At 74.2% G+C, this 20,753-nt stretch carries 17 protein-coding genes; 14 read left to right on the top strand and 3 right to left on the bottom strand.

What is annotated here, in order from left to right:
- The first annotated feature begins 65 nt into the window (after positions 1–65).
- The 3 genes from R3E88_16845 to R3E88_16835 are packed head-to-tail and all read left to right on the top strand — an operon-like array spanning position 66 to position 2,637.
- Positions 66–839, top strand: a complete 774-nt coding sequence (locus R3E88_16845; GenBank protein MEZ4218157.1) for an exodeoxyribonuclease III — start codon at positions 66–68, stop codon at positions 837–839.
- A 42-nt stretch (positions 840–881) separates the two neighbouring features.
- The gene (locus R3E88_16840; GenBank protein ID MEZ4218156.1) at positions 882–1,952 is read left to right on the top strand and encodes a phosphotransferase; all 1,071 of its coding nucleotides are present in this window, start codon (positions 882–884) and stop codon (positions 1,950–1,952) included.
- A 40-nt stretch (positions 1,953–1,992) separates the two neighbouring features.
- A complete protein-coding gene (locus R3E88_16835) occupies positions 1,993–2,637 on the top strand; it encodes a nitroreductase family protein (GenBank protein ID MEZ4218155.1) in 645 nt (214 codons plus the stop codon).
- On the opposite strand, the gene moaA is transcribed toward R3E88_16835, so the two are convergent.
- Positions 2,634–3,701, bottom strand: coding sequence for a GTP 3',8-cyclase MoaA (gene moaA / locus R3E88_16830; protein ID MEZ4218154.1), 1,068 nt, complete (start codon positions 3,699–3,701; stop codon positions 2,634–2,636). The two genes, R3E88_16835 and moaA, sit on opposite strands and share 4 nt — an antisense overlap.
- Positions 3,702–3,841: 140 nt before the next feature.
- Between moaA and R3E88_16825 the strand changes: the two genes are divergently transcribed.
- The 5 genes from R3E88_16825 to R3E88_16805 all read left to right on the top strand — a co-directional run bounded on the left by R3E88_16825 (position 3,842) and on the right by R3E88_16805 (position 10,314).
- Entirely contained in the window at positions 3,842–4,174 is a 333-nt protein-coding gene (locus R3E88_16825; GenBank protein ID MEZ4218153.1) for an iron-sulfur cluster assembly accessory protein, read from the top strand.
- 90 nt (positions 4,175–4,264) lie between these two features.
- Positions 4,265–5,158, top strand: a complete 894-nt coding sequence (htpX, locus tag R3E88_16820; GenBank protein ID MEZ4218152.1) for a protease HtpX — start codon at positions 4,265–4,267, stop codon at positions 5,156–5,158.
- 377 nt (positions 5,159–5,535) lie between these two features.
- Entirely contained in the window at positions 5,536–6,006 is a 471-nt protein-coding gene (locus R3E88_16815) for a hypothetical protein (protein ID MEZ4218151.1), read from the top strand.
- A complete protein-coding gene (locus R3E88_16810; protein ID MEZ4218150.1) occupies positions 6,003–7,145 on the top strand; it encodes an efflux RND transporter periplasmic adaptor subunit in 1,143 nt (380 codons plus the stop codon). The genes R3E88_16815 and R3E88_16810 overlap by 4 nt, the downstream gene beginning before the upstream one ends.
- A gap of 7 nt (positions 7,146–7,152) precedes the next feature.
- Positions 7,153–10,314 carry an efflux RND transporter permease subunit gene (locus tag R3E88_16805; GenBank protein ID MEZ4218149.1) on the top strand — a complete coding sequence of 1,054 codons (3,162 nt, stop codon included), beginning with the start codon at positions 7,153–7,155 and terminating at the stop codon, positions 10,312–10,314.
- A gap of 15 nt (positions 10,315–10,329) precedes the next feature.
- Here R3E88_16805 and R3E88_16800 read toward each other — a convergent pair whose 3' ends face one another.
- Positions 10,330–11,115 carry a crotonase/enoyl-CoA hydratase family protein gene (locus R3E88_16800; protein MEZ4218148.1) on the bottom strand — a complete coding sequence of 262 codons (786 nt, stop codon included), beginning with the start codon at positions 11,113–11,115 and terminating at the stop codon, positions 10,330–10,332.
- Between the two features lie 77 nt (positions 11,116–11,192).
- Here R3E88_16800 and R3E88_16795 point away from each other — a divergent pair, with 77 nt between their 5' ends.
- From R3E88_16795 to R3E88_16775, 5 genes are all read left to right on the top strand, one after another.
- Positions 11,193–12,770 (top strand): long-chain-fatty-acid--CoA ligase, encoded by a 1,578-nt coding sequence (locus R3E88_16795; GenBank protein MEZ4218147.1) that lies wholly within the window; start codon positions 11,193–11,195, stop codon positions 12,768–12,770.
- Between the two features lie 44 nt (positions 12,771–12,814).
- A complete protein-coding gene (locus R3E88_16790; GenBank protein ID MEZ4218146.1) occupies positions 12,815–15,265 on the top strand; it encodes a PAS domain S-box protein in 2,451 nt (816 codons plus the stop codon).
- 93 nt (positions 15,266–15,358) lie between these two features.
- Entirely contained in the window at positions 15,359–15,598 is a 240-nt protein-coding gene (locus R3E88_16785; protein MEZ4218145.1) for a hypothetical protein, read from the top strand.
- A 151-nt stretch (positions 15,599–15,749) separates the two neighbouring features.
- Positions 15,750–16,319, top strand: a complete 570-nt coding sequence (gene xrtH, locus R3E88_16780) for an exosortase H (protein ID MEZ4218144.1) — start codon at positions 15,750–15,752, stop codon at positions 16,317–16,319.
- The gene (locus R3E88_16775; protein ID MEZ4218143.1) at positions 16,288–16,962 is read left to right on the top strand and encodes a hypothetical protein; all 675 of its coding nucleotides are present in this window, start codon (positions 16,288–16,290) and stop codon (positions 16,960–16,962) included. Before xrtH ends, R3E88_16775 begins: the two co-directional genes overlap by 32 nt.
- Here the strand turns inward: R3E88_16775 and R3E88_16770 are convergent.
- Positions 16,959–18,710 carry a glycosyltransferase family 39 protein gene (locus tag R3E88_16770; protein MEZ4218142.1) on the bottom strand — a complete coding sequence of 584 codons (1,752 nt, stop codon included), beginning with the start codon at positions 18,708–18,710 and terminating at the stop codon, positions 16,959–16,961. The genes R3E88_16775 and R3E88_16770 overlap by 4 nt on opposite strands.
- Before the next feature lie 250 nt (positions 18,711–18,960).
- Between R3E88_16770 and R3E88_16765 the strand changes: the two genes are divergently transcribed.
- Positions 18,961–20,679, top strand: a complete 1,719-nt coding sequence (locus tag R3E88_16765) for a hypothetical protein (GenBank protein MEZ4218141.1) — start codon at positions 18,961–18,963, stop codon at positions 20,677–20,679.
- Positions 20,680–20,753 lie beyond the last annotated feature (74 nt).

Here is a 20,753-nt window from a genome sequence, read left to right as displayed (position 1 = left end):
CGCGCGGCGCGCGCTCCGATGAAGGCGTGGCCCGCGAGGATACCGGGGGGGTAGCCTAGGCGGTCATGCGCCTCGCGACCTGGAACGTGAACGGACTGCGCGCGCGGCTCGACCTCGTGCGCCGCTGGCTCGCCGATCGCGCGCCGGACGTCGTCGGGCTCCAGGAGCTCAAGCTCACCGACGAGCAGTTCCCGCACGACGCGTTCGAGGAGCTCGGCTACCGCGCGCTCGCGCACGGGCAGAAGAGCTGGAACGGCGTCGCCGTCCTCTCGCGCGAGCCGGCGGAGCTCCTGCACACCGGACTCGCCGGGCAGGAGGGCTTCGGCGCCCGGCTGCTCGGCGCGCGCGTCGGCGGCATCTCGTTCACGACCGTCTACTGCCCGAACGGCAAGCACGTCGAGCACGACGACTTCGCGCGCAAGCTCGAGTGGTTCGACGCGCTCGCCGCACACTGGCGCGCGCAGCACGCGGAGGGCGACGCCGCCGTGCTGTGCGGCGACTTCAACATCGTTCCCGCGGCGCTCGACACCTGGCACGGCGCCGACGACGACGAGTCCATCTTCCACACGCCGGCCGAGCGCGCGCGCATGGCGCGGCTCGTCGACCTCGGGCTCACCGACCTGTTCCGCCACGCGCACCCGGAGGCGCGCGAATACTCGTGGTGGGACTATCGCGGCGGCTCCTTCCACCGCGGCCACGGCCTGCGGATCGACCTCGTGCTCGCGACCGCGCCCGTGCGCGACCGGCTGCGCGCCGCGTGGATCGACCGCGACTACCGCAAGAAGCTCGACGGGCTCACGGCCTCCGACCACGCTCCCGTGATCGCCGACATCGACTGAACGCGGCGCCGCGGCGCGCGCACGCAGGGAGAAGGACGGAGAGTGGCATTCCAGATCGCGACGGGGATCAAGGAGGTCGAGGAGGCGCACCGCTTCGACGCGCGCGCGCTCGAGGCCTTTCTGCGCGACCACGCGGCCGAGATGGGCGCGCTCGCCGGCCCGCTCGTCGTCCGCCAGTTCCGCGGCGGGCAGTCGAACCCGACCTACCACCTGAGCGACGGCCGCTCGCAGTGGGTGCTGCGGCGCAAGCCGCCGGGCCAGCTCGTCGCGTCGGCGCACGCCGTCGACCGCGAGTTCCGCGTGCTCTCCGCGCTCGGCACGACCGACTTCCCCGTGCCGCGCACGCGCATCCTGTGCACCGACGAGAGCGTGATCGGCACGATGTTCTACGTGATGGACCTCGTCCCCGGTCGCATCCTCGCCGACCAGCAGCTGCCGGCGCAGACGCCCGCCGAGCGCGCGGCGATCTACGACTCGAAGATCGCGACGCTCGCGCGCCTCCACGCGATCGACCCCGAGGCGATCGGGCTCGGCGACTACGGCAAACCCGGCAGCTACTACGCGCGGCAGATCCGCGTGTGGACGAAGCAGTACGCGTCCGCGAGCCAGCTCCCGCCGATTCCGGCGATGGAGCGGCTGATCGAGTGGCTCCCCGAGAACATCCCCGCCGACGACGCGACGAGCATCGTGCACGGCGACTACGGGCTCAACAACATGCTCGTGCACCCGACCGAGCCGCGCATCGCCGCGATCCTCGACTGGGAGCTGTCGACGATCGGGCACCCGCTCGCCGACCTCACCTATCACTTGTCGCAGCGCCTCTCTCCGAACAGCGCCTTCCTCGCCCTCACCGACGCGGACCTGCGCGAGCGCGGCATCCCGACGGCGGACGAGTACGTCGCGCGCTACTGCGAGCTCACCGGCCGCAGCGGCATCGCGCATCTCGACTTCTACCTCGCCTTCCATCTGTTCCGGAGCGCGGGCATCATGCGCGGCATCGCCGGGCGCGCGCTCGCCGGCACGGCGGCGGGCGAAGGCGCTTCCGAAGTGGGCCGGCTCGCCGCGCCGCTGGCGGAGTCGGCGCTCGCGCTCGCGCGGCGGCTCGGCGCCTGACCGGCGAGCCGACGACGACGACGACAGCGAAGGAGACCTCGTGCTCGACCTCACGCCCGACGAGCTGCTCACGACGACGCGCACCGTGCGCAAGCGGCTCGACTTCGACCGCAAGGTGCCGCGCGAGCTCGTCGCGGAGTGCCTCGAGATCGCCTTCCAGGCGCCGAACGGCGGCAACATGAACAACTGGCGGTGGATCGTGATCGACGACCCCGCGCTCGTCGCGCGCGCCGCGGAGATCTACAACGGCGGCCTCGACGACTTCATCGCGACCTTCGGCGACGCGGGCTACGCCGGCGCGCACGTGCCGGGAGCGGACCGCATCGAGTCGTCGACGGCCTACCTGCGCGAGAACTTCCACCGCTGCCCCGCGCTGCTGCTGCCGCTCTTCGCCGGCCGCACCGAGGGCGCCAACACGTTCTACCAGGCGAGCCTGTGGGGCTCGATCCTGCAGTCGGTCTGGAGCTTCATGCTCGCGCTGCGCGCGCGCGGCCTCGGCAGCGCGTGGACGACCGGCCACCTCTGGCGCGAGCGCGAGATGGCCGAGCTGCTCGACATCCCGCACGACCGCTTCACGCAGGTCGGCCTCTTCCCCGTCGCCTACACGATCGGGACCGACTTCAAGCCGGCCCACCGCAAGGCCGCGGCCGACGTCGTCGGCTGGAACGGGATGTCGGGCGCCTAGCCTCCGACCTGGTACATCTCGATGCGCTCGCGCGGCGAGCGCGGCCCCGGCGCGGCGTGGGCGCGGTGCTCGGAGTAGGCGTCGGCGCGCGCCGTCCAGACGCGCGCGATGCGCTCCTCGAGCGCGGCGTCGCTCGCGCCGCCGCGCAGGAGCGCGCGGAGGTCGGCACCCGCCGTCCCGAACAGGCACGTGACGAGCTTCCCGTCCGTCGTGAGGCGGGCGCGCGTGCAGCCGCCGCAGAAGGGCTGCGTGACCGAGGCGATGACGCCGATCTCGCCCGCGCCGTCGCGGTAGCGCCAGCGGCGCGCGACCTCGCCGTCGTAGTTCGCATCGAGCGCCTCGAGCCCGAATGCGGCGTCGAGCCGCTCGACGATCTCGCGCACCGAGACGACCTGGTCCCGATCCCAGGCGTTGCGCGTGCCGACGTCCATGTACTCGATGAACCGCAGGATGTGGCCCGTCCCGCGGAAGTGCCGCGCGAGCGCGACGATGCCGTCGTCGTTCACGCCGCGCTGCACGACCGCGTTCACCTTGATGGGCGCGAGGCCGGCGCGCTCGGCGGCCTCGATGCCCTCGAGCACGCGCTCGACCGAGAGACGGTCGCCGTTCATGCGCCGGAACGTCGCGTCGTCGAGCGCGTCGAGGCTGACCGTCACGCGCCGCAGGCCCGCGCGGGCGAGCGGAGCCGCGAGGCGCGGCAGCAGCGTCCCGTTCGTCGTGAGCGCGATGTCCTCGACGCCGGGGAGGCGCGCGAGGCGTGCCACGAGGTCGGGGAGGTCCTGGCGCAGCAGCGGCTCGCCGCCGGTGATGCGGAGCTTCGAGACGCCCTGCGCGACGAAGGCCCGCACGACCCGCTCGATCTCCTCGAACGTGAGGATCTCGCGGCGCGGCAGGAAGGCGTAGGCGTCGCCGAAGACCTCGGCCGGCATGCAGTAGGGGCAGCGGAAGTTGCAGCGGTCCGTCACGGAGATGCGCAGGTCGCGGAGCGCGCGGCCGCGCGTGTCGCGCGCCGCGCGCGGAGCCGGTCGCGGAGAAGAGGGCTGAGCGTGGAGGGTGTCGTCCATCATCGGCTGCGCGCGCGGCCGGGCGGTGCCGCGCCCGGGCAGCCTAGCAGGCGCGACGCCCCGCCTGCGCGCCGGGTTGACCGCGCAGGGGCCGAGTCTAGTCTCCGGCGACGCGCGAACGCGCCCGGGAGGAGTCCAGCGTGCCCGTCGTCTCGATCACGCCCGCCGCCGCGGCCAAGGCCATCGCCCTGCTCGCGAAGAGCCCGAGCCCGGGGGACGCCCTCCGCGTCCGCGTCGTCGACGGGGGGTGCAGCGGCATGCGCTACGAGCTCGTCTTCGACGGCGCGATCGGCGCGAACGACGAGCAGAGCGAGCAGCACGGCCTGCGCGTCGTGGTCGACCGCGAGAGCGCGGGCCACCTGGAGGGCACGACCGTCGACTTCGTCGACGACCTCAACGAGAGCGGCTTCAAGATCGAGAACCCGCGCGCGCAGACGACCTGCGGCTGCGGGGAGAGCTTCAACGTCGCCTAGCACTCGCCCGGCTCGGCGAACCCGCTCGCACGGACCGGTGTCGCAGCGACCGCACGGGCCCGCGCCCCGCCCCGAGGAGATCGTCGTCCCATGAAGCGCGTCTTCTTCTTCGTCCTGACCAACGTCGCCGTGCTGCTCGTCGCGAGCATCACGCTGCGGCTGATCGGCGTCGAATCGATCCTGCACGCGAACGGCGTCGACCTGAACTACCAGGCCCTGCTCGTCTACTCCGCCGTCTTCGGCATGGCCGGCTCGTTCGTCTCGCTGCTGCTGTCGAAGACGATGGCGAAGCGCGGGGTGGGCGCCGTGGTGATCGAGTCGCCGCGCAACGCGCGCGAGCAGTGGCTCGTGAACGCCGTGTCCCGCCACGCCCAGGCCGCGGGCATCGGGATGCCGGAGGTCGCGATCTTCGAGTCGCCGCAGCCGAACGCCTTCGCGACCGGCGCGCGGCGCGACTCGGCACTCGTCGCCGTCAGCACGGGCCTCTTGCGCTCGATGCGCGACGAGGAGATCGACGCCGTCCTCGGCCACGAGATCGCCCACGTCGCGAACGGTGACATGGTGACGCTGACGCTCATCCAGGGCGTCGTGAACACGTTCGTGATCTTCCTGTCGCGCGTGGTCGGCTTCCTGGTCGACCGCGTGCTGCTGCGCGGCGACGACGAGCGCCAGGGAGGCGGCTTCGGGATCGGCTACTTCGCGGCCACGATGGTCGCGCAGGTCGTGTTCGGCATCCTCGCGAGCGTCGTCGTGAGCTGGTTCTCGCGCCGCCGCGAGTTCGCAGCCGACGCCGGAGGCGCGCGGCTCGCCGGCCGCGAGAACATGATCGCGGCGCTCGAGCGGCTCCGGTCGGTCGCCGACCCGCAGCCGCTTCCGGCCTCGCTCGACGCCTTCGGCATCGCGGGCGGGCGGGGGTTCGCGGCGCTCTTCGCGAGCCACCCGCCGCTCGAGGACCGCATCGAGGCGCTGCGCCGGGGCGCGTGAGCGCGCTCCGGCGGGCTGCGCGGGGGGCCGAGCCCCGGCGCGCGCGGGCGCGGCGGGAGGCGCCCCGAGCCGGGCCTTGAATCGATCGATCGATCGATTAATTTAGGCGGGTGCCTCCGCCGAGCGTGCGCTCCCATCCCTCTCCTCCGGCGTCCGCCGCCGGATCGACCGCGCGGCGGCGCCGCCCCGGGCGCCCGTCGGCGAGCGAGGCGCCCGACGCCGCCGACGTGCGCGAGCGCCTCCTCGACGCGGCCGCCGCCCTGGCCTCCGAGGGGCGCCTCGACAGCGCGGGCATCCGGGCCATCGCGGACCGCGCCGGCGTGAGCTCGGGAATGATCGCCTACTACTTCGGGGACCGGCGCGGGCTCCACGAAGCCATGCTCGAGCGCGCGTTCGCGCGCGTGAGCGCCGAGGTCGAGGCGGAGCTCACCCGGCGCGACGACGAGGACGACCTCCTCGATCGGCTCCTCCACATCCACGCCACGGGTCTCGCCGCCGATCCGTGGATCGCCGGATTCATCGCGCGCGAGATCCTGGCCGGCGACGGCCCGGCGCGCGAGCGCTTCGTCGCCATGCTGGCGGACGGCCCGCTCCGCTCGGTGCGGCTCGCGATCGCCGCGGCCATCGAGCGCGGGGCGCTGCGTGCCGATCTGGACCCCACCATGGTCCTGCTCACCGTCGCCAGCGCGTCCGCGTTTCCGTACCTGCTGGGCCCGCTGCTGTGCGAGCCGCTCGGCTATCGTCTCGACGCTTCCTTCCGCGATCGTCTGATCGCGCACAACCAGACACTCGTCGCCCAGGGACTGCGTGCGCCCGCGCCTCCCCCTTCCGAGGAGGACTCCGCATGAGCACGCACCGCGCGCTCGCCGCCCTCGCCGCGCTCGCCGCCCTCGCTTCGCAGGCCGCCTGCTCCGACTCGGCCGCGCAGAGCGAGCCGCCCGCGGCGCTCGCGCCGAGTGCCGCCGACGCCATCGAGACGCGCCACCGCGTTCGCGCGGTCGCCGTGCGGCGCGCGGCGCTCGACGCGGAGGAGCGCGCGGCGGGCATCGTGCGCGCGTTCCACAACGCGAACGTCACCGCGGAGACGTCGGGCCGCGTCGTCCGCCGCGCCGTCGAGCGCGGCGCCGACGTCGCGCAGGGCGACCTGCTCGTCGAGCTCGATGCGACGCGGCTCGAGATCGAGCTGCGGCGCGCCGAGGCCACGCTGCGCGCGCGCGCCAACGACCTCGCGCACGCGCGCCGCGAGCACGAGCGCGGCGAGCAGCTCGTCGCGCAGAACGCCATCAGCGAGCAGCACCGCGACGACCTGCGCCACGCGCTCGACCGCGCGACCGACGAGCACGCACTCGCGCAGGTCGCGCGCGACGCCGCGCGGCGCGCGCTCGCCGACACGCGCATCGCCGCGCCCTTCGCCGGGCGCGTCGACGATCTCGCCGTCGACGTGGGCGACTTCGTCGCACCGGGAACGCCCGTCGCGACGGTCGTGGACCTGACCCGCGCGCGCGTCTTCGCCGGCGTGACCGCGCAGGAGGCCGCCGCGCTCGACGGGCGCGAGGAGGCGACCGTCCGCTTCGCGGCGCTCGGCGGCGAAGCGGTGCGCGCGCAGCTCGTGAGCGTCGCGACCGTCGCGAGCGAGCGCGACGGCACCTACGCGGTCGAGCTGCGCATCGACGCTCCGCCGCCCGCGCTGCGCGACGGCATGGTCGCGAGCGTCGATCTGCCCACGCGGTCGTCCGAGGCGCATCCCCTCGTTCCGCGCGCGGCGCTGATGCGCCGCGCCGGCCAGCCCGAGGTGTTCGTCGTCGAAGGGGGAGGCGCGGCGCGCACGGCCCGGCTCCGCGGCATCCGCACGGGTCGCTCGGGCGGCGAGTGGATCGAGGTGCTCGAGGGCGTGAGCGAGGGCGACGAGGTGATCGTCGACGGCCAGTTCGCGCTCCGCGACGGCGCCGCCGTCGTGCTCGACCAGTCGCCGCAGCGGGCGGACTGAGCGCGCGATGGAACGCATCGTCCGCTACTTCGTCGATCGCCACATGCTCGTCAACGTGATCACGCTCGCCGTGGTCGCCGTCGGCGTCTGGAACCTGATGCGCACGCGCGTCGAGGGCTTCCCGACGATCGACCTCCCGAGCTTCATGATCACGGCCGAGCTGCCCGGCGCCGCCGCGCGCGACGTCGAGGCGAAGGTCACGATCCCGCTCGAGGAGGCGATCTCCGAGGTCGACGGGATCGACCACTTCACCACGGTCGTCACGCAGAACCGCAGCGTCACGACCGTCGATCTCGACGACGACACGCCGCGCGAGCAGATCCTCGAGACCGAGCGCGAGCTGCGCGATGCGGTCGACGGCGTAGCCGACTTCCCCGCCGAGATGCGCGACGACCCGAGCTTCTTCCGGCTCGACCCATCGAAGCAGCCGGTGCTCGAGCTCGCCCTCGCCGGCCCCGCCGATCTGCTGCCCGACGTCGCGAAGGACCTCGAGCGGCGCATCCGGCGCCTGCCCGAGATCGGCGACGTCGGCATCGTCGGCCTCCCCGACCCCGAGGCGCGGGTCTTCGTCGACCCCGATCTCGCGCGCGCGCACGGCGTGACGCTGCTCGACGTCGTCCAGACGCTCGAGCGCCGCAACGTGTCCGCGACGGGAGGGCCGCTCGAGACCGCGAACGCGCGCCGCCAGGTGGTGATGTGGGGGCGCTACGAGGATCCGTCCGAGATCGGCCCGACCATCCTCCGCTTCGACCCGGGCGAGGGCGCCGTGCGCATCGCCGACGTCGCGCGCGTCGAGCTCGGACGCGAGGACACGGGCCTCGTCTCGGGGACGAACGGCCGCGCGGGCCTCTCGATCATTCCGCAGAAGAAGAGCGACGGTGACCTGATCCGCGCGCAGCGCAGCATCGTGAAGCTCGTCGAGTCGACGCCGCTGCCGGCGGGCGTCGAGGCCACGATCGTCAACGACAGCTCGTACGAGATCCGCAACCGCCTCGAGATCATCGCCAACAACGGCCTGATGGGCATCGTGCTCGTCGCGCTGATCGTGTTCCTGTTCCTGGCGCCGTCCGCCGCGACGTGGGTCTGCCTCGGCGTGCCGCTCGTCATCCTGGGCGTGCTCGTCGTGATGCCGCGCCTCGACATCGGGATCAACTTCGTGTCGACGGTCGCCTTCGTCGTCGTGCTCGGCCTGCTCGTCGACGACGCGGTCGTGATCGCGGAGAAGATCCTGCTGAAGCGCCAGGACGGGCTGTCGCCGCGCGACGCCGCGATCGCCGGCACGAGCGAGGTGGCGCGTCCGGTCATCGCGTCGGCCGTGACGACGCTGCTCGCGTTCGGGCCGATCCTCGCGATCGGCGGCTTCCCGAAGCGCATCCTGTGGCAGATGCCCGCGGTCGTGTGCATCTCGCTCGGACTGTCGCTGCTCGAGGCCTTCCTCATCCTGCCGGCGCACATGTCGATGGTCCGCGGCGACGCCCAGCCGCGCCCGAAGCGCCGCTTCGTGCTGCGCCTCGAGGCCGCCTATCGCGGGCTGCTCGAGCGCTCCCTGCCCCGTCGCAACCGCGTGATCGCCGGCTTCGCGATCGCGTGGCTCGTGATCATGCTGGGCATCGCGCCGCGCATGCAGTTCCAGTTCTTTCCGCAGGACGACGCGCGCGCCCTCTTCGTCAAGGTGAAGACGCCGATCGGAACGCCGCTCGAGCGGACGGAGGCGGTGCTCGACGCGATCCAGGCCCAGATCCCCCCGGTGATGGGCACGGACCTGCGAGGCATGACCGCGCGCGTCGGCCACCAGGACATCTACGGAATCGATCGCGAGTACGGATCCGCGGAGAACGAGGGGCTGATCAGCGTCTACATCGACCTCGAGCACCGCACCGCGACCGCCGCCGACTGGATCGAGCGCATCAAGCAGACCCTGCGCGTTCCCGCGGACTGCGAGGTCGTCTACGAGGCCGCGGTCGACGGCCCGCCCGGGCTCGAGCCGGTGCGCGTCTACGTGCTGTCGAACGACGACGCCGTGCGCCGCGAGGTCGCGCTCGACGTGAAGCGCTTCGTCGAGGCCAAGGGCGCGATCGACGTCGACATCGACGAGCGGCCGGGCATGCGGCAGCTCGACCTCGAGCTCGATCACGAGAAGCTCGCGCTGCGCGGGCTCGACGCGGCGACGGTCGGCACCACGCTGCAGGCGGCCTACTTCGGCATCGTCGCCACCGAGATCCGCGACGTCGAGGAGACGATCGACGTGCGCGTGCAGTTCGAGCCGAGCGCGCGGCAGTCCGTCGAGGGCCTGCTCGACACGCAGGTGCGCGACGCGCAGGGCCGGCTGGTCGCGCTGCGCGACGTGGTCGACCCCGTCGAGATCCCCGCGCTCGCCGCGATCCGCCACCGCGACGGCGTGCGCGCCGCGAGCGTCGTCGGCAGCCTCGGCCCCCACAGCCCGTACACGTCCTCGAGCCTCGCCGAGCTCATGGAGCGCGATCTCCTGCCGCAGTACGCGAGCCGCCCGGACGTCGCGATCGAGATCGCGGGCGAGGTCGTGCAGTCGCGCCGCGCGACGGGCGACCTCGGCACCGTCTTCGCGCTCAGCGTCGTCGGCATCGCGTGCGTGATCGCGGTGATGCTGGGGTCGTTCCTCGAGGCGCTCTTCGTCGTGTCGGTCGTGCCCTTCTCGGTCGCCGCCGTCGTCCTCACGTTCTTCCTGCACGGCATGCACTTCTCGATGCTCGCGCTGATCGGCACGATCGGGCTCGCCGGCGTCGTCGTGAACGCCTCGATCGTGATGATCGACGCCGTCCACCAGGCGCAGCAGCGCGTCGCGTCGGAGGCCCCGCTCGCGCGCACCGCCGCGATGGTCGACGCGCTCGTCGGCCGCCTCCGGCCGATCCTCGTGACGAGCCTGTCGACGCTCGGCGGCGTGTTCCCGACGGCCTACGGGCTCGGCGGCTACGACGCCGTGATGTCGCCGATGTCGCTCGCGCTCGGCTGGGGGCTCGCGCTGTCGACGATCGTCACGCTCTTCCTCGTTCCCGCGCTCTACGTGACGGCCAACGACTGGGCCCGGCGACTCGACGAGTGGCGCCGGCGCCGCGGCATCGCCGCCGGCCGCGGCCTCGCGGCCGAGGGCGGGGCCGCGCCGCTCGCCTCGCTGCCCCGCGACGCCGCCTAGCATCGCGGCGCGCGCTCAGCGCGACTCGAAGTCCCGGAAGCTCCCGTGCCGCCCCGCGCCGGCCGCGAAGCGGCCCGCCCCGTCGCGCGTCTCGCCCGATCCGATCACCTCGATGGCGTGCTCGAACTCGTTGCGGAGCGCGTCGTCGAGGTCGAGCGACCACTGTTCGTAGGACGACAGGCGGTCGTGCCGCAGGCACTGCTGCGGGAACGCGGCGAGCGTGCGCGCGAGCGCGCGCGCCTCGTCGAGCGCGGTGCCGGGCTCGACGAGCCGGTTGGCGAGGCCGATGCGCTGCGCCTCCTCGCCCGACACGCCGCGGCCGGTGAGGATCAGGTCGAGCGCGTGCGAGTGGCCGAGGAGGCGCGCCAACCGGATGGTGCCGCCATCCGCGAGCGGCACGCCCCAGCGTCGGCAGTACACGCCGAAGACCGCGTCGCGCGCGGCGACGCGCAGGTCGCACCACACGGCGAGCTCGAGACCGCCCGCGACCGCGTGGCCCTCGACCGCGGCGATCACGGGCTTCTCGAGCAGCATGCGCGTCGGCCCCATCGGGCCGTCGCCCTCCTCGCCGACGCGGTTCGCGCGGCGCCCCTCGCTCACGGCCTTGAGGTCGGCGCCCGCGCAGAAGCAGCCGTCCGCGCCGGTCAGGATGGCGACGGCGCGGTCGTCGTCGTCGTCGAAGCGACGGAAGGCGTCGGCGAGCTCGGCCGCGGTGTCGCGGTCGACCGCGTTGCGCACCTCGGGCCGGTCGATCGTCACGATCGCGATCGGCCCGTCCTCCTCGTAGCGAACGTTCGCCATGGCCCGTCCCTCCCGCGCCGCCGGTCGCGGGGCGCTCTGATAGGGTACGCCGGTCGCCGAGCCTCCGGAGGAATCCCGTGCAGGTCCCGCTCCTCGTCACCGACTTCCTGCGCCGCGCCGCGAGCGTCTACCCCGACAAGCTCGCGGTCGTCGACGGCGCGCGGCGCTTCACGTGGGCCGAGTTCGAGGAGCGCGCGCACCGCATGGCGAACGCGCTCGCCGCGCTCGGTCTGCGCAAGGGCGACCGCGTGTGCATCCTGAGCCCGAACTCGCACTTCTTCCTCGAGAGCTTCTACGGCACGAGCCTCGCGGGCATCGTCCTCGTGCCGCTGAACTACCGGCTCGCCGCCGCCGACCACGCCTACATCCTCAACCACGCCGGCGTGAAGGCCGTGCTCGTCGACGGCGAGTACACGGCGATCGTCGACGGGATCCGCGACGAGCTCCCCGCCGTCGAGCACTGGATCGTCGCGCAGGACGAGGGCGCGACCCCGCCCGGATGGACCGACTGGAACGCCTGGGTCGACGCCGCGTCGCCCGCGCCGCCGCCGCCCGTCGCCATCGACGAGAACGACCTCGTCTCGATCAACTACACGAGCGGCACCACCGCGCGCCCGAAGGGCGTGATGCTCACGCACCGCAACTGCTACGTGAACGCGTACCAGATGATCGCCCACCTCGGGCTGCGCCACGACGACGTCGAGCTGTGGACGCTGCCGATGTTCCACTGCAACGGCTGGGGCGGCGTCTACGCGCTGACCGGCCTCGGCGGCACCCACGTCGTGCTGCGCGCGATCGACGCGCGCCGCATCTTCGAGCTCGTCGAGCGCGAGCGCGTGACGTTCGCGTGCATGGCGCCGGCCGTGCTGCGCACGATCCTCGACTACCCCCACGCGAGCGAGCACACGATCGCGACGCGCCCGCGCTTCGTCGTCGCCGGCGCGCCGCCGCCCGCGGCGTTCATCGAGCGGCTCGAGCGCGAGCTCGGCTGGGAGTTCCTGCAGATCTACGGGCTGACCGAGACGGCCCCGCTGCTCACGATCTCGCAGCCCGACCACCAGACGTCGCGGGACGACTGGCCGCGCCGCGCGCGCGCCGGTGTTCCGTGCATCGGCGTGCGCGTGAAGGTCGTCGACGACGAAGGGCGCGAGGTGCCGAAGGACGGCGTCGCGGTCGGCGAGGTGTGCGCGCGCGGGAACGTCGTGTTCGCCGGCTACTGGGAGCAGCCCGACCAGACCGACGCCGCGATCCGCGACGGCTGGTTCCACACGGGCGACCTCGCCGTCTGGGACGAGCGCGAGAACGTGCACATCGTCGACCGCAAGAAGGACGTGATCATCTCGGGCGGCGAGAACGTGAGCTCGCCCGAGGTCGAGGACGCGCTGTACCAGCACCCGGCCGTGCTCGAGTGCGCGGTGATCGGCGTGCCGCACGCGAAGTGGGGCGAGACGCCGAAGGCGCTCGTCGTGCTGCGCGAGGGCCACGCGCCATCTTCCGACGAGCTGCTCGCGTTCTGCCGCGAGCGTCTCGCCCACTTCAAGTGCCCGACGTCCGTCGAGTTCGTCGCCGCGCTCCCGCGGACGGCGACCGGGAAGCTCCAGAAGTTCAAGCTGCGCGAGGCCTACTGGAGCGGCGCGGAGCGGCGCGTCAACTAGCCCCGCGCGGTTTCCACGGCGAGCACCTATCCTCGCGCGCGGCCATGACCGACGACGCAGCGAAGCCGACCCCGCTCCCCGCATCCACGCGCGAGGAGCTCGTCGCCGAGAACGAGCGGCTGCGGCGCGAGCTCGCGGCGCTCTCCGCGGGAAGCTTCTGGGCCGATCCGCTCCACGGCTTCGGCACGGCCGACTTCGCCACCACCGTGCGGCGCTTCCGCGCGCTCATGTCCTCGATGGACGCGATCTTCCTCGAGGTCGAGCCGAGCGGCCGCGTCGCGGGCGGCAGCGTCTTCCCGAAGGGCTTCCTCGGCCGCGAGGCGTCCGAGATCGCGCAGCTCGATCTCGCCACGCTCGTGCACCCCGAGGAGCGCGACGCGCTGCGCCACCTGCTCGCGGCCGACACCGACACCACCGAGCACACCTTCCGCTTCGCGCACAAGGACGGCCAGTGGCGCCACTACGACGTCGAGATGGCGCGCCCCGAAGGCGAGACGGGCGAGCGCCCGCGCCTGCTCTTCGTGCGCGACGTGACGGCGATCGAGAATGCCGTGCTCGCGCTGCGCGAGAGCGAGGACCGCTTCCGCGCGCTGACCGAGAACGCGAAGGACCTGATCACCGAGCTCGACGGTGCCGGGCACCTCCTCTACGTGAGCCCGACCAGCGTCGAGGTGCTCGGCGCGACGCCCGAGTCGCTCATGGGCGCGACGTTCGAGGCCGCGATCCTGCGCGACCGCGTGCACCCCGAGGATCGCGACGAGCTGCTCGCCGGCTTCCGGCGCGCCGTGGCCGAGGGAACGCGCGGCGGCGACCGCACCTACCGGATCCGGACGGCGGACGGCTCGTGGCGCTGGTTCGAGAGCCGCGCGCGCACCTACACCAACCGCGCGGGCGAGCTGCGCGCGGTCGTCGTCTCGCGCGACGTCACCGAGCGCGTCGAGGCGCAGCGCGAGCTCGAGGAGCTCGAGAAGCGCTACGCGATGCTCGGCGCGACGGTGCGCGACCTGATCACGGAGACGGACCCGGCGATGCGCCTCGTCTACGTGAGCCACAGCGCGCGCCAGCTGCTCGGCTACGAGCCCGAGGAGCTGGTCGGAACGCTCGGGCGCGACCTCATCCACCCCGACGACGCCGCGCGCGTCGCGCACGACTTCTGGCGCAAGCGCGACGACTCCGACGTGTCGTTCACCGCGCCGTACCGCTGCCGGCGCAAGGACGGCACGTATCGCTGGTTCGAGGCCACCGCGCTCCGCTACCACCGCGCCGACGGCTCGGGACCGTGGGTGATCGGCCTGCTGCGCGACGTCACCGAGCGCCTCGAGATGCGCGTGCAGCAGCGCGAGCTCGAGGAGCGCGTGCAGCGCGCCCAGCGGCTCGAGAGCCTCGGCATCATGGCCGGCGGCATCGCGCACGACTTCAACAACCTGCTGACGCCGATCCTCGGCCAGGCGAGCCTCGCGTTGATGGACCTGCGCGAGGGCGTCGACCCGGCGCCGCGCATCGAGAAGGTCCGCACGGCGGCGCGCCGCGCCGCGAAGCTCACGAACCAGATGCTCGCCTACGCGGGCGCCGGCCCGATGCTCTTCGAGGCCACCGACGTGAGCGAGCTCGTGCGCGAGATGGGCCAGCTGCTCGAGAGCGCGGCGTCGGGCCGCGCGACCATCCGCTTCGACCTCGAGCCCGGGCTTCCCTCGGTCGAGGCCGACGGCGCACAGCTCAGCCAGGTCGTGATGAACATGATCTCGAACGCGGTCGAGGCGGTCGGCGACGGCGCGGGCGCGATCACGGTGCGCACGCACGTGCTGCGCGGCAACGCCGTCGCGGGCGACGACGTCGTCGTCGGCACCGTCGAGCCCGACCAGCGCTACGTCTGCTTCGAGGTCGAGGACACGGGCTGCGGCATGGACGCCGCGACGCGCGCGCGCGTCTTCGATCCGTTCTTCACGACGAAGTTCACCGGGCGCGGGCTCGGCCTCGCCGCGGTGCTCGGCATCGTGCGCGGCCACGACGGCGCGATCGAGCTCCACAGCGAGGAAGGGCGCGGCACGCGCTTCCGCGTCTGGCTGCCCCCGCGCGGCACGCGCGAGACGGCGACGCCCGAAGAGCGCGCGCCGGCCGCGTGGTCGGCGTCGGGCACCGTGCTCGTCGCCGACGACGACGCCGGGGTGCTCGAGGTCGCGGCCGAGACGCTGCGGCGCTGCGGGCTCGACGTGGTCGTCGCGGGCAACGGCGCGGAGGCGATCGAGCGCTTCGACGAGCGACCCGATGCGTTCCACGCCGTCGTGCTCGACCGCACCATGCCGCAGCTCGGCGGCGACGCCGCGTTCGCGCGCATCCGCGCGATCCGGCCCGATGTGCCGATCGTGCTGCTGAGCGGCTACACGGAGGACAGCGTCGGCGACGGGCTGCGCGATGCGCACGTCGACGGCTTCCTCAAGAAGCCCTTCCAGCCCGAGACGCTCGTCGAGGTCGTGCGCCGCGCGCTCGCGAGCTAGCGCGCGCGCGCGAGGAGCCGCCCGGAGCTGGTAGGATGCGCGCCCTCGCTCGGGCGGAGGCACGCCGCCGCGCCACCGCGCCCGGGAGGTGCGATGGACCTGCGCGTCGAATGCCGCTCCGACGACGGCGGCCGCGTTCCGCAGCGCTTCGGGCGGCCCGGCGCCATGCACGACGTGAGCGCGGTGCTCGACCGCTGGCCCGGCAACGAGATCACGTACTACCGCGTGCGCACGCCGGACGACGTCGAGTACATCCTCCGCTGCGACGAGCGCGACGGCTCGTGGCGCATCCATTTCCTCGAGGCCCGCGGCGCGCACGCAGGAGAGCGCTGATCCGTCACGCGCCGCGCCCGCCCCGCCACTCCCGAACGGGCTCGCAACGGTGCTCGCGCGCGCCGCGGGCACGCTACGCTGCGCCGCCCCGGCACGCGCGCGGGCCTGCTCCGGCGCGCGGCAGCGCGCGGACGCGACCTCGGGAGATCCGATGAGCGAAGCGACACCGCCGGCGGACGACGCCGCCGCCCGCGACGAGGAGCCGCTCTACCGCCAGCCGTGGCTGCGCTTCGCCGTCTCCTTCGCGGTGCTCGTCTCGCTCTTCGAGCTCGCCTATCACACCCTCGCGCTCGAGAGCGCGCTCTTCTACGACTTCACGTCGGCGCTCGCACACATCGCCGGCACGCTGCTCGTCCCGTTCTACGAACGCGTCACGCTCACCGGCTCGCGCGTCGCCACGAACGAGTTCGTCGTGACCGTGAACTACGGCTGCGACGGCCTGCAGGTCTGCACGCTGCTGACGGCGGCGATCCTGGCCTTTCCCGCGCCCTTCGGCCGCAAGCTCGTCGGCATCGTCGCCGGCAACCTGTGGCTGCAGACGTGGAACGTCGCGCGCATCGCGTCGCTCGTCGTGGTCGGCGGGATCGACGACGACTGGTTCGAGCCCGTGCACGTGTACGTCTGGCCGACGATCCTCGTCGCGGTGTGCCTCGCGACATGGATGGCCTGGGCGCGCTGGATCCTCCGCGATGACGACCCCGAGCCCGACCCCGCCGCCTGACGCGGGCGCGTCGCCCGCAGCGGTCGCGCGCAAGCCGATCCCGACGTTCCTGCTGCACGCGGCGTTCGCGGCGCTGCTGTTCTGGGTCCTCCCGTCGCTCGACGCCGTCTACGGCTACGCCTACAAGGAGGCGGGCAACGCGGCCTTCGGGCACCCGTCGCGCGCCGTGCGCGTCGAGTACGCCTGGGTGCCGCCGGGCGAGCGGAGCACGCCGGGCGAGATCGCGATGTCGGGCTACGTGGCGGGCCGCGATCGCGCCGTCTGGCAGAGCACCTACTCGGTGCGCGACCGCGGCTACCAGCCGACCGCGCTGCTCGTCGCACTCGTCCTCGCGACGCCGATGGCGACGCGCCGTCGCATCGCCGCGTGCGTGCTCGGCGGCCTGGCGCTGAACGCGTTCTTCCTGGCGCAGAGCGGGTTCCTCGCGGCGAGCTCGTTCGCCGCGGCGAGCGAGGATCTCGTCCCGCTCGGCGCAGCGCTCGCGGCCGCCTTCCCGGTCGTGAAGGCGTTCTTCGGCTCGCCGATCGTCCGCTACTCGGCCGTGTTCGCGACGTGGGTCGTGGCCGCGCAGCCGACGCGCGGGCTCGACGTCGACGCGGCCGCGCGCTGGGCGCGCGAACGGCTGCGCGGCGGCCGGCGCTAGCGAGCGTCCCCGCGCGCGCCGGCGGCCGCCGCCCGCGACGACCAGTCGAACCAGCGCTCGTAGCGGATGTCCTCGCGCGCGCGGAAGACGCGGTAGCGGTCGGGCGCCGACGGCCCGATCACGAACGGCAGCGAGCCGAGATTGCTCGCGTTGAAGCTCGCGCCCGCGCCCTTCGCCTGCGTGCGGATCCACGCCCCCTCGCTGCTCGTCTCGACCGCGACGAGCTCGGCGGCCTCGGGCGCGGGAACGTGCGCCTCCGCGTTGTTGGTCGGGACGACGAGCACCTCTCCCGCGCGCACGACGTCGCGCCGCCAGTCGACCGCGCGCCCGCCCGCGCGCTCGAGGTAGAGCTGGAAGCCCCAGTGCCCGTGGAACCACGGTCGCGAGGCGCCCCCGTGACGCGCGGCGATCGCGCGCGCCGCGTCGCGCACGCCGTTGCTCCACGAGCGATCGGCGGCCGCGATCGCGAACGCGAGCGCGACGCAGCCGGCCGCCGCGACGGCGACGCCGCGCGCGCGCGCGGCGCCGGGCCCTGCCCTCCGTTCGCGCGCCGCGAGCCGGCGCACGACGAGCAGCGCGACGACCGGCGCGAGCGGCAGGTTCGAGCGCCCGTTGTTGGTCCAGTTGACGAAGGCCGCGAACGCGAACGTGCCGAGCGCCCAGGCGCCGAGCAGCGCGCTCTCGGGCGAGCGCCACGCGCGCAGCTCGCCCGCCGCGAGCGCGAGCACGGCGGCGCCGCCCGCCGCCATCAGCGCGAGCTGCAGCGCGTAGGAGGACGCGGCGAGCGAGGCACCCGCGTCCGGCGCGGCGACCGGCAGGCCGAGCGCCCCGAGGCTCGCGGGCGCGAGCGCGGCGATCGCGACGACGGCCGCGCCGGCGCCCGCGAGTGCCGCGCGCCCGAACAGCCAGGGCGAGAGCGCGAGCGCCGGCAGCGCGCACCCGCCCGCGAACGCGAGCCCCTCGACGAGCTGTCGCAGCGCGCCGGGCCGCGCGATGCCCTCGACGTGCAGCGACTCGTCGACCGCCTGCGCGAGCGCGCCCGCGCCGTAGAGCGCGTCCATCGCGAGCTCGAGCGCGGCGAGCGCGAGGCAGGGCGCGGCCAGCACGGGCAGCGCGCGCCGCAGCGGCACGCGCGCGAGCACCGCGTGGAGCGCGAGCAGCGGCACGAGCGCGATCGCGAAGTACTTCGTGAGGACGGCCGCCGACGCGCACGCGCCCGCCACCGCGAGCCCGCGCGCGTCGCCGCGCTCGCAGCCCGCGAGCCAGGCCCAGATGGCGCCGAGCCAGAGCGCGAGCATGGGCACGTCGCTCATCACCGTGTTCGCGCACAGCCAGAACACCGGGGCGCCGACGAGCAGCGCGCTCGCGAGCAGCGGCGCCCCCGCGAGCCGCCGCGCGAGCGCGCAGGTCGCGAGCGCGCAGAACGCCGCCGGGACTGCGAACGCGATGTGGAGCGCGCGCTCCGACGCGCCCGCGACGAGCGACGCCAGCGCGATCGCGTAGCCGGTCGCCGGCGGGTTGCGCGTGACCGCGTACATCGGCTGCGCCGTGCCGTACCAGTTGACGTCGAAGCCGAAGAAGTCGAACGGCGCGCGCGCGATCTGCTCGGCCAGCCACACGAAGAGCGGCTCGTCGATGTTGAAGGCGCGGTCGGAGAGCGCGAGGAGCGGCGCGGTCGCGAGTGCGACGGCAGCGGCCGCAACGGGAACGAACCCGCTCGTCGGAGGCGTCGAGGGCGCGCGCGGCACGGCGGCGAACCGTACCACCACAGGACCTCGGCGCCCCGCGCGCGCGACGTCGGCCGGCCCGCCGCTGCGGCCGACCCGCGGCGGCGAGCGACGAGCGGCTCGGTGCGCGGCGACCGCGCGCGGTCGCGACCGCGGTGGAGCCCGGCGCCGCGCGCGCGAAGGTGCGACCGTACCGCCCGCTGCGGCGCCGTCGCGCGGCTACAGCCGTCGCGGCGCTCGCCGAAGCGAGACCGGCACAGGAGCGAGGCCCATGTCCCAACCGCGCGCCGCCGCCCCGGCGCGGCGCGACTTCGCCATCGCCGCCGCGATCGTCGCCCTCGCCGGCCTCGCCGTCCTCCTCGTCGACCCGCGCGGCGACTTCCCGCTCAACGACGACTGGGCCTACGCGTTCTCGACCCGCCGCTTCCTCGAGACCGGGGCGATCGAGCGCCTGCGCTGGACGTGGGCGCCGATCGTCACCCACGTCTGGGTCGGCGCGGCGGCGAGCGCGCTCGCGGGCTTCTCGTTCGAGACCCTGCGCGCGACCACGCTCGTGCTCGGCGCCGGCGCCGTGCTGGCCGCCTACGGCCTCGCCCGCGGCGCCGGGCTGTCCCCGGAGCGGAGCGCGCTCTGCGCAGCCGCGCTGGGCGTGTGCCCCGTCTTCTTCAACCTCTGCTTCACGTTCATGACCGACGTCCCGTTCGCCTTCTGGACGCTCGCGAGCCTGGCCGTGCTCGCCCGCGGCCTGCGCGCGCGCGGGGGCCGCGCGATCGCGGCGAGCGCGGCCGGCCTCGCGCTCTGCGGCGCGGCGACGGCGCTCCGCCAGCCGGGCGCGGCCGTCGCGATCGCGTTCGCGGTCGCGCTCGTCGCCACGCGCATCCGCACGGCGCGCCAGCTCGCCGGCCTCGCGCTCGGCGCGGCGGGCGCGGCGCTCGCGCTGCTCGTCGCCTCGAGCCTGCTCTTCGGGAGCGGCGACGGCGGCGGGACGATGCTCCGCTACCTCGCGCGCCGCGTGCTCGCGAACCCGAACCTGCCCTACTTCCTCGCGTGCAACGGGATGATCGCGCTCGCCTACACGGGCGCCTTCCTCGCGCCCGTCGCGCCGTTCGTCGCGCCGCCGCGCGGTGCGCGCGCGCTCGCGGCGGCGAGCGTCGCGGCCGGCGCGCTCGTCCCGCTCGCGCTCGCGCGCCTGTCGTTCGGCGCGCCGCCGGGCGTCAACCTCGTCTGGAACGCGGGGCTCGGCGCGCGCACGCTCGACGGGCTCGAGGCGCTGCCGGCGACCTCGGCCGCGCCGTGGTGGGCGGCGGTCGCGATCGGCGCGGCCTGCGGCGCGTGGACGCTCGGCGCGACGGCGCTGGCCGCGGTCGCGCGCATGCGCGCGCTCCGATCGCAGCCGGTGCCGTGGCTCCTGCTCGCGTTCCCGCTCGTCTACCTCGCCCCGCTCGCGCTGCGCTTCCCGTTCTTCGACCGCTACCTCGGCGTCGCGATCGCGCCGCTCGCGATCGCGGCGCTCGGCATCGCCGGCCGCGAGCGCGTCGGCCCGGCCGGGCGCGCCGCGACGGCCGCAGCGCTCGCGATCCTCGCCGCCTACTCGCTCCTCGGGACGCGCGACTACATGGAGCGCCACCGCGCGCGCCAGGTGCTGCTCGACGCGCTCGCGGCCGACGGCGTCTCGCCGCGCCGCATCGACGGCGGCTTCGAGCACGCGGGCTGGCACAACTTCGACCGCGACGACTCGCTCTTCCTGCGCAACGAGCGACGCTGGGTCGTCGACGACGAGTGGCTCGTCACCTACGCGCCCGCGCGGCCGGGCCATGCGCTCGTCCGCGGCGTCGAGTACCGGCGCTGGCTCCCGCCCGGGCGGGAGTCGATCCAGCTACTCGTGCGGGAGCCGGGCGCGCGGGAGCCGCTCGCGCCGGCGACGGCGGGGGAAGTCGGCGCGACGAGTGCGGTGCGGGGGCGTTCACCCCGTCCGTCCGAGCGCCGATAGACGCGCGCACGCGCGTCGCCGAGCGCGAGTCCCGCATGGGTCGGCGGCTATCCTCGCGCGCGCTCTTCCGGTCG

Source organism: Myxococcota bacterium, from assembly GCA_041389495.1.
In the GTDB taxonomy this organism is placed as follows: domain Bacteria; phylum Myxococcota_A; class UBA9160; order UBA9160; family UBA4427; genus JAWKRT01.
This window is presented reverse-complemented; position numbering and strand designations above follow the sequence as displayed.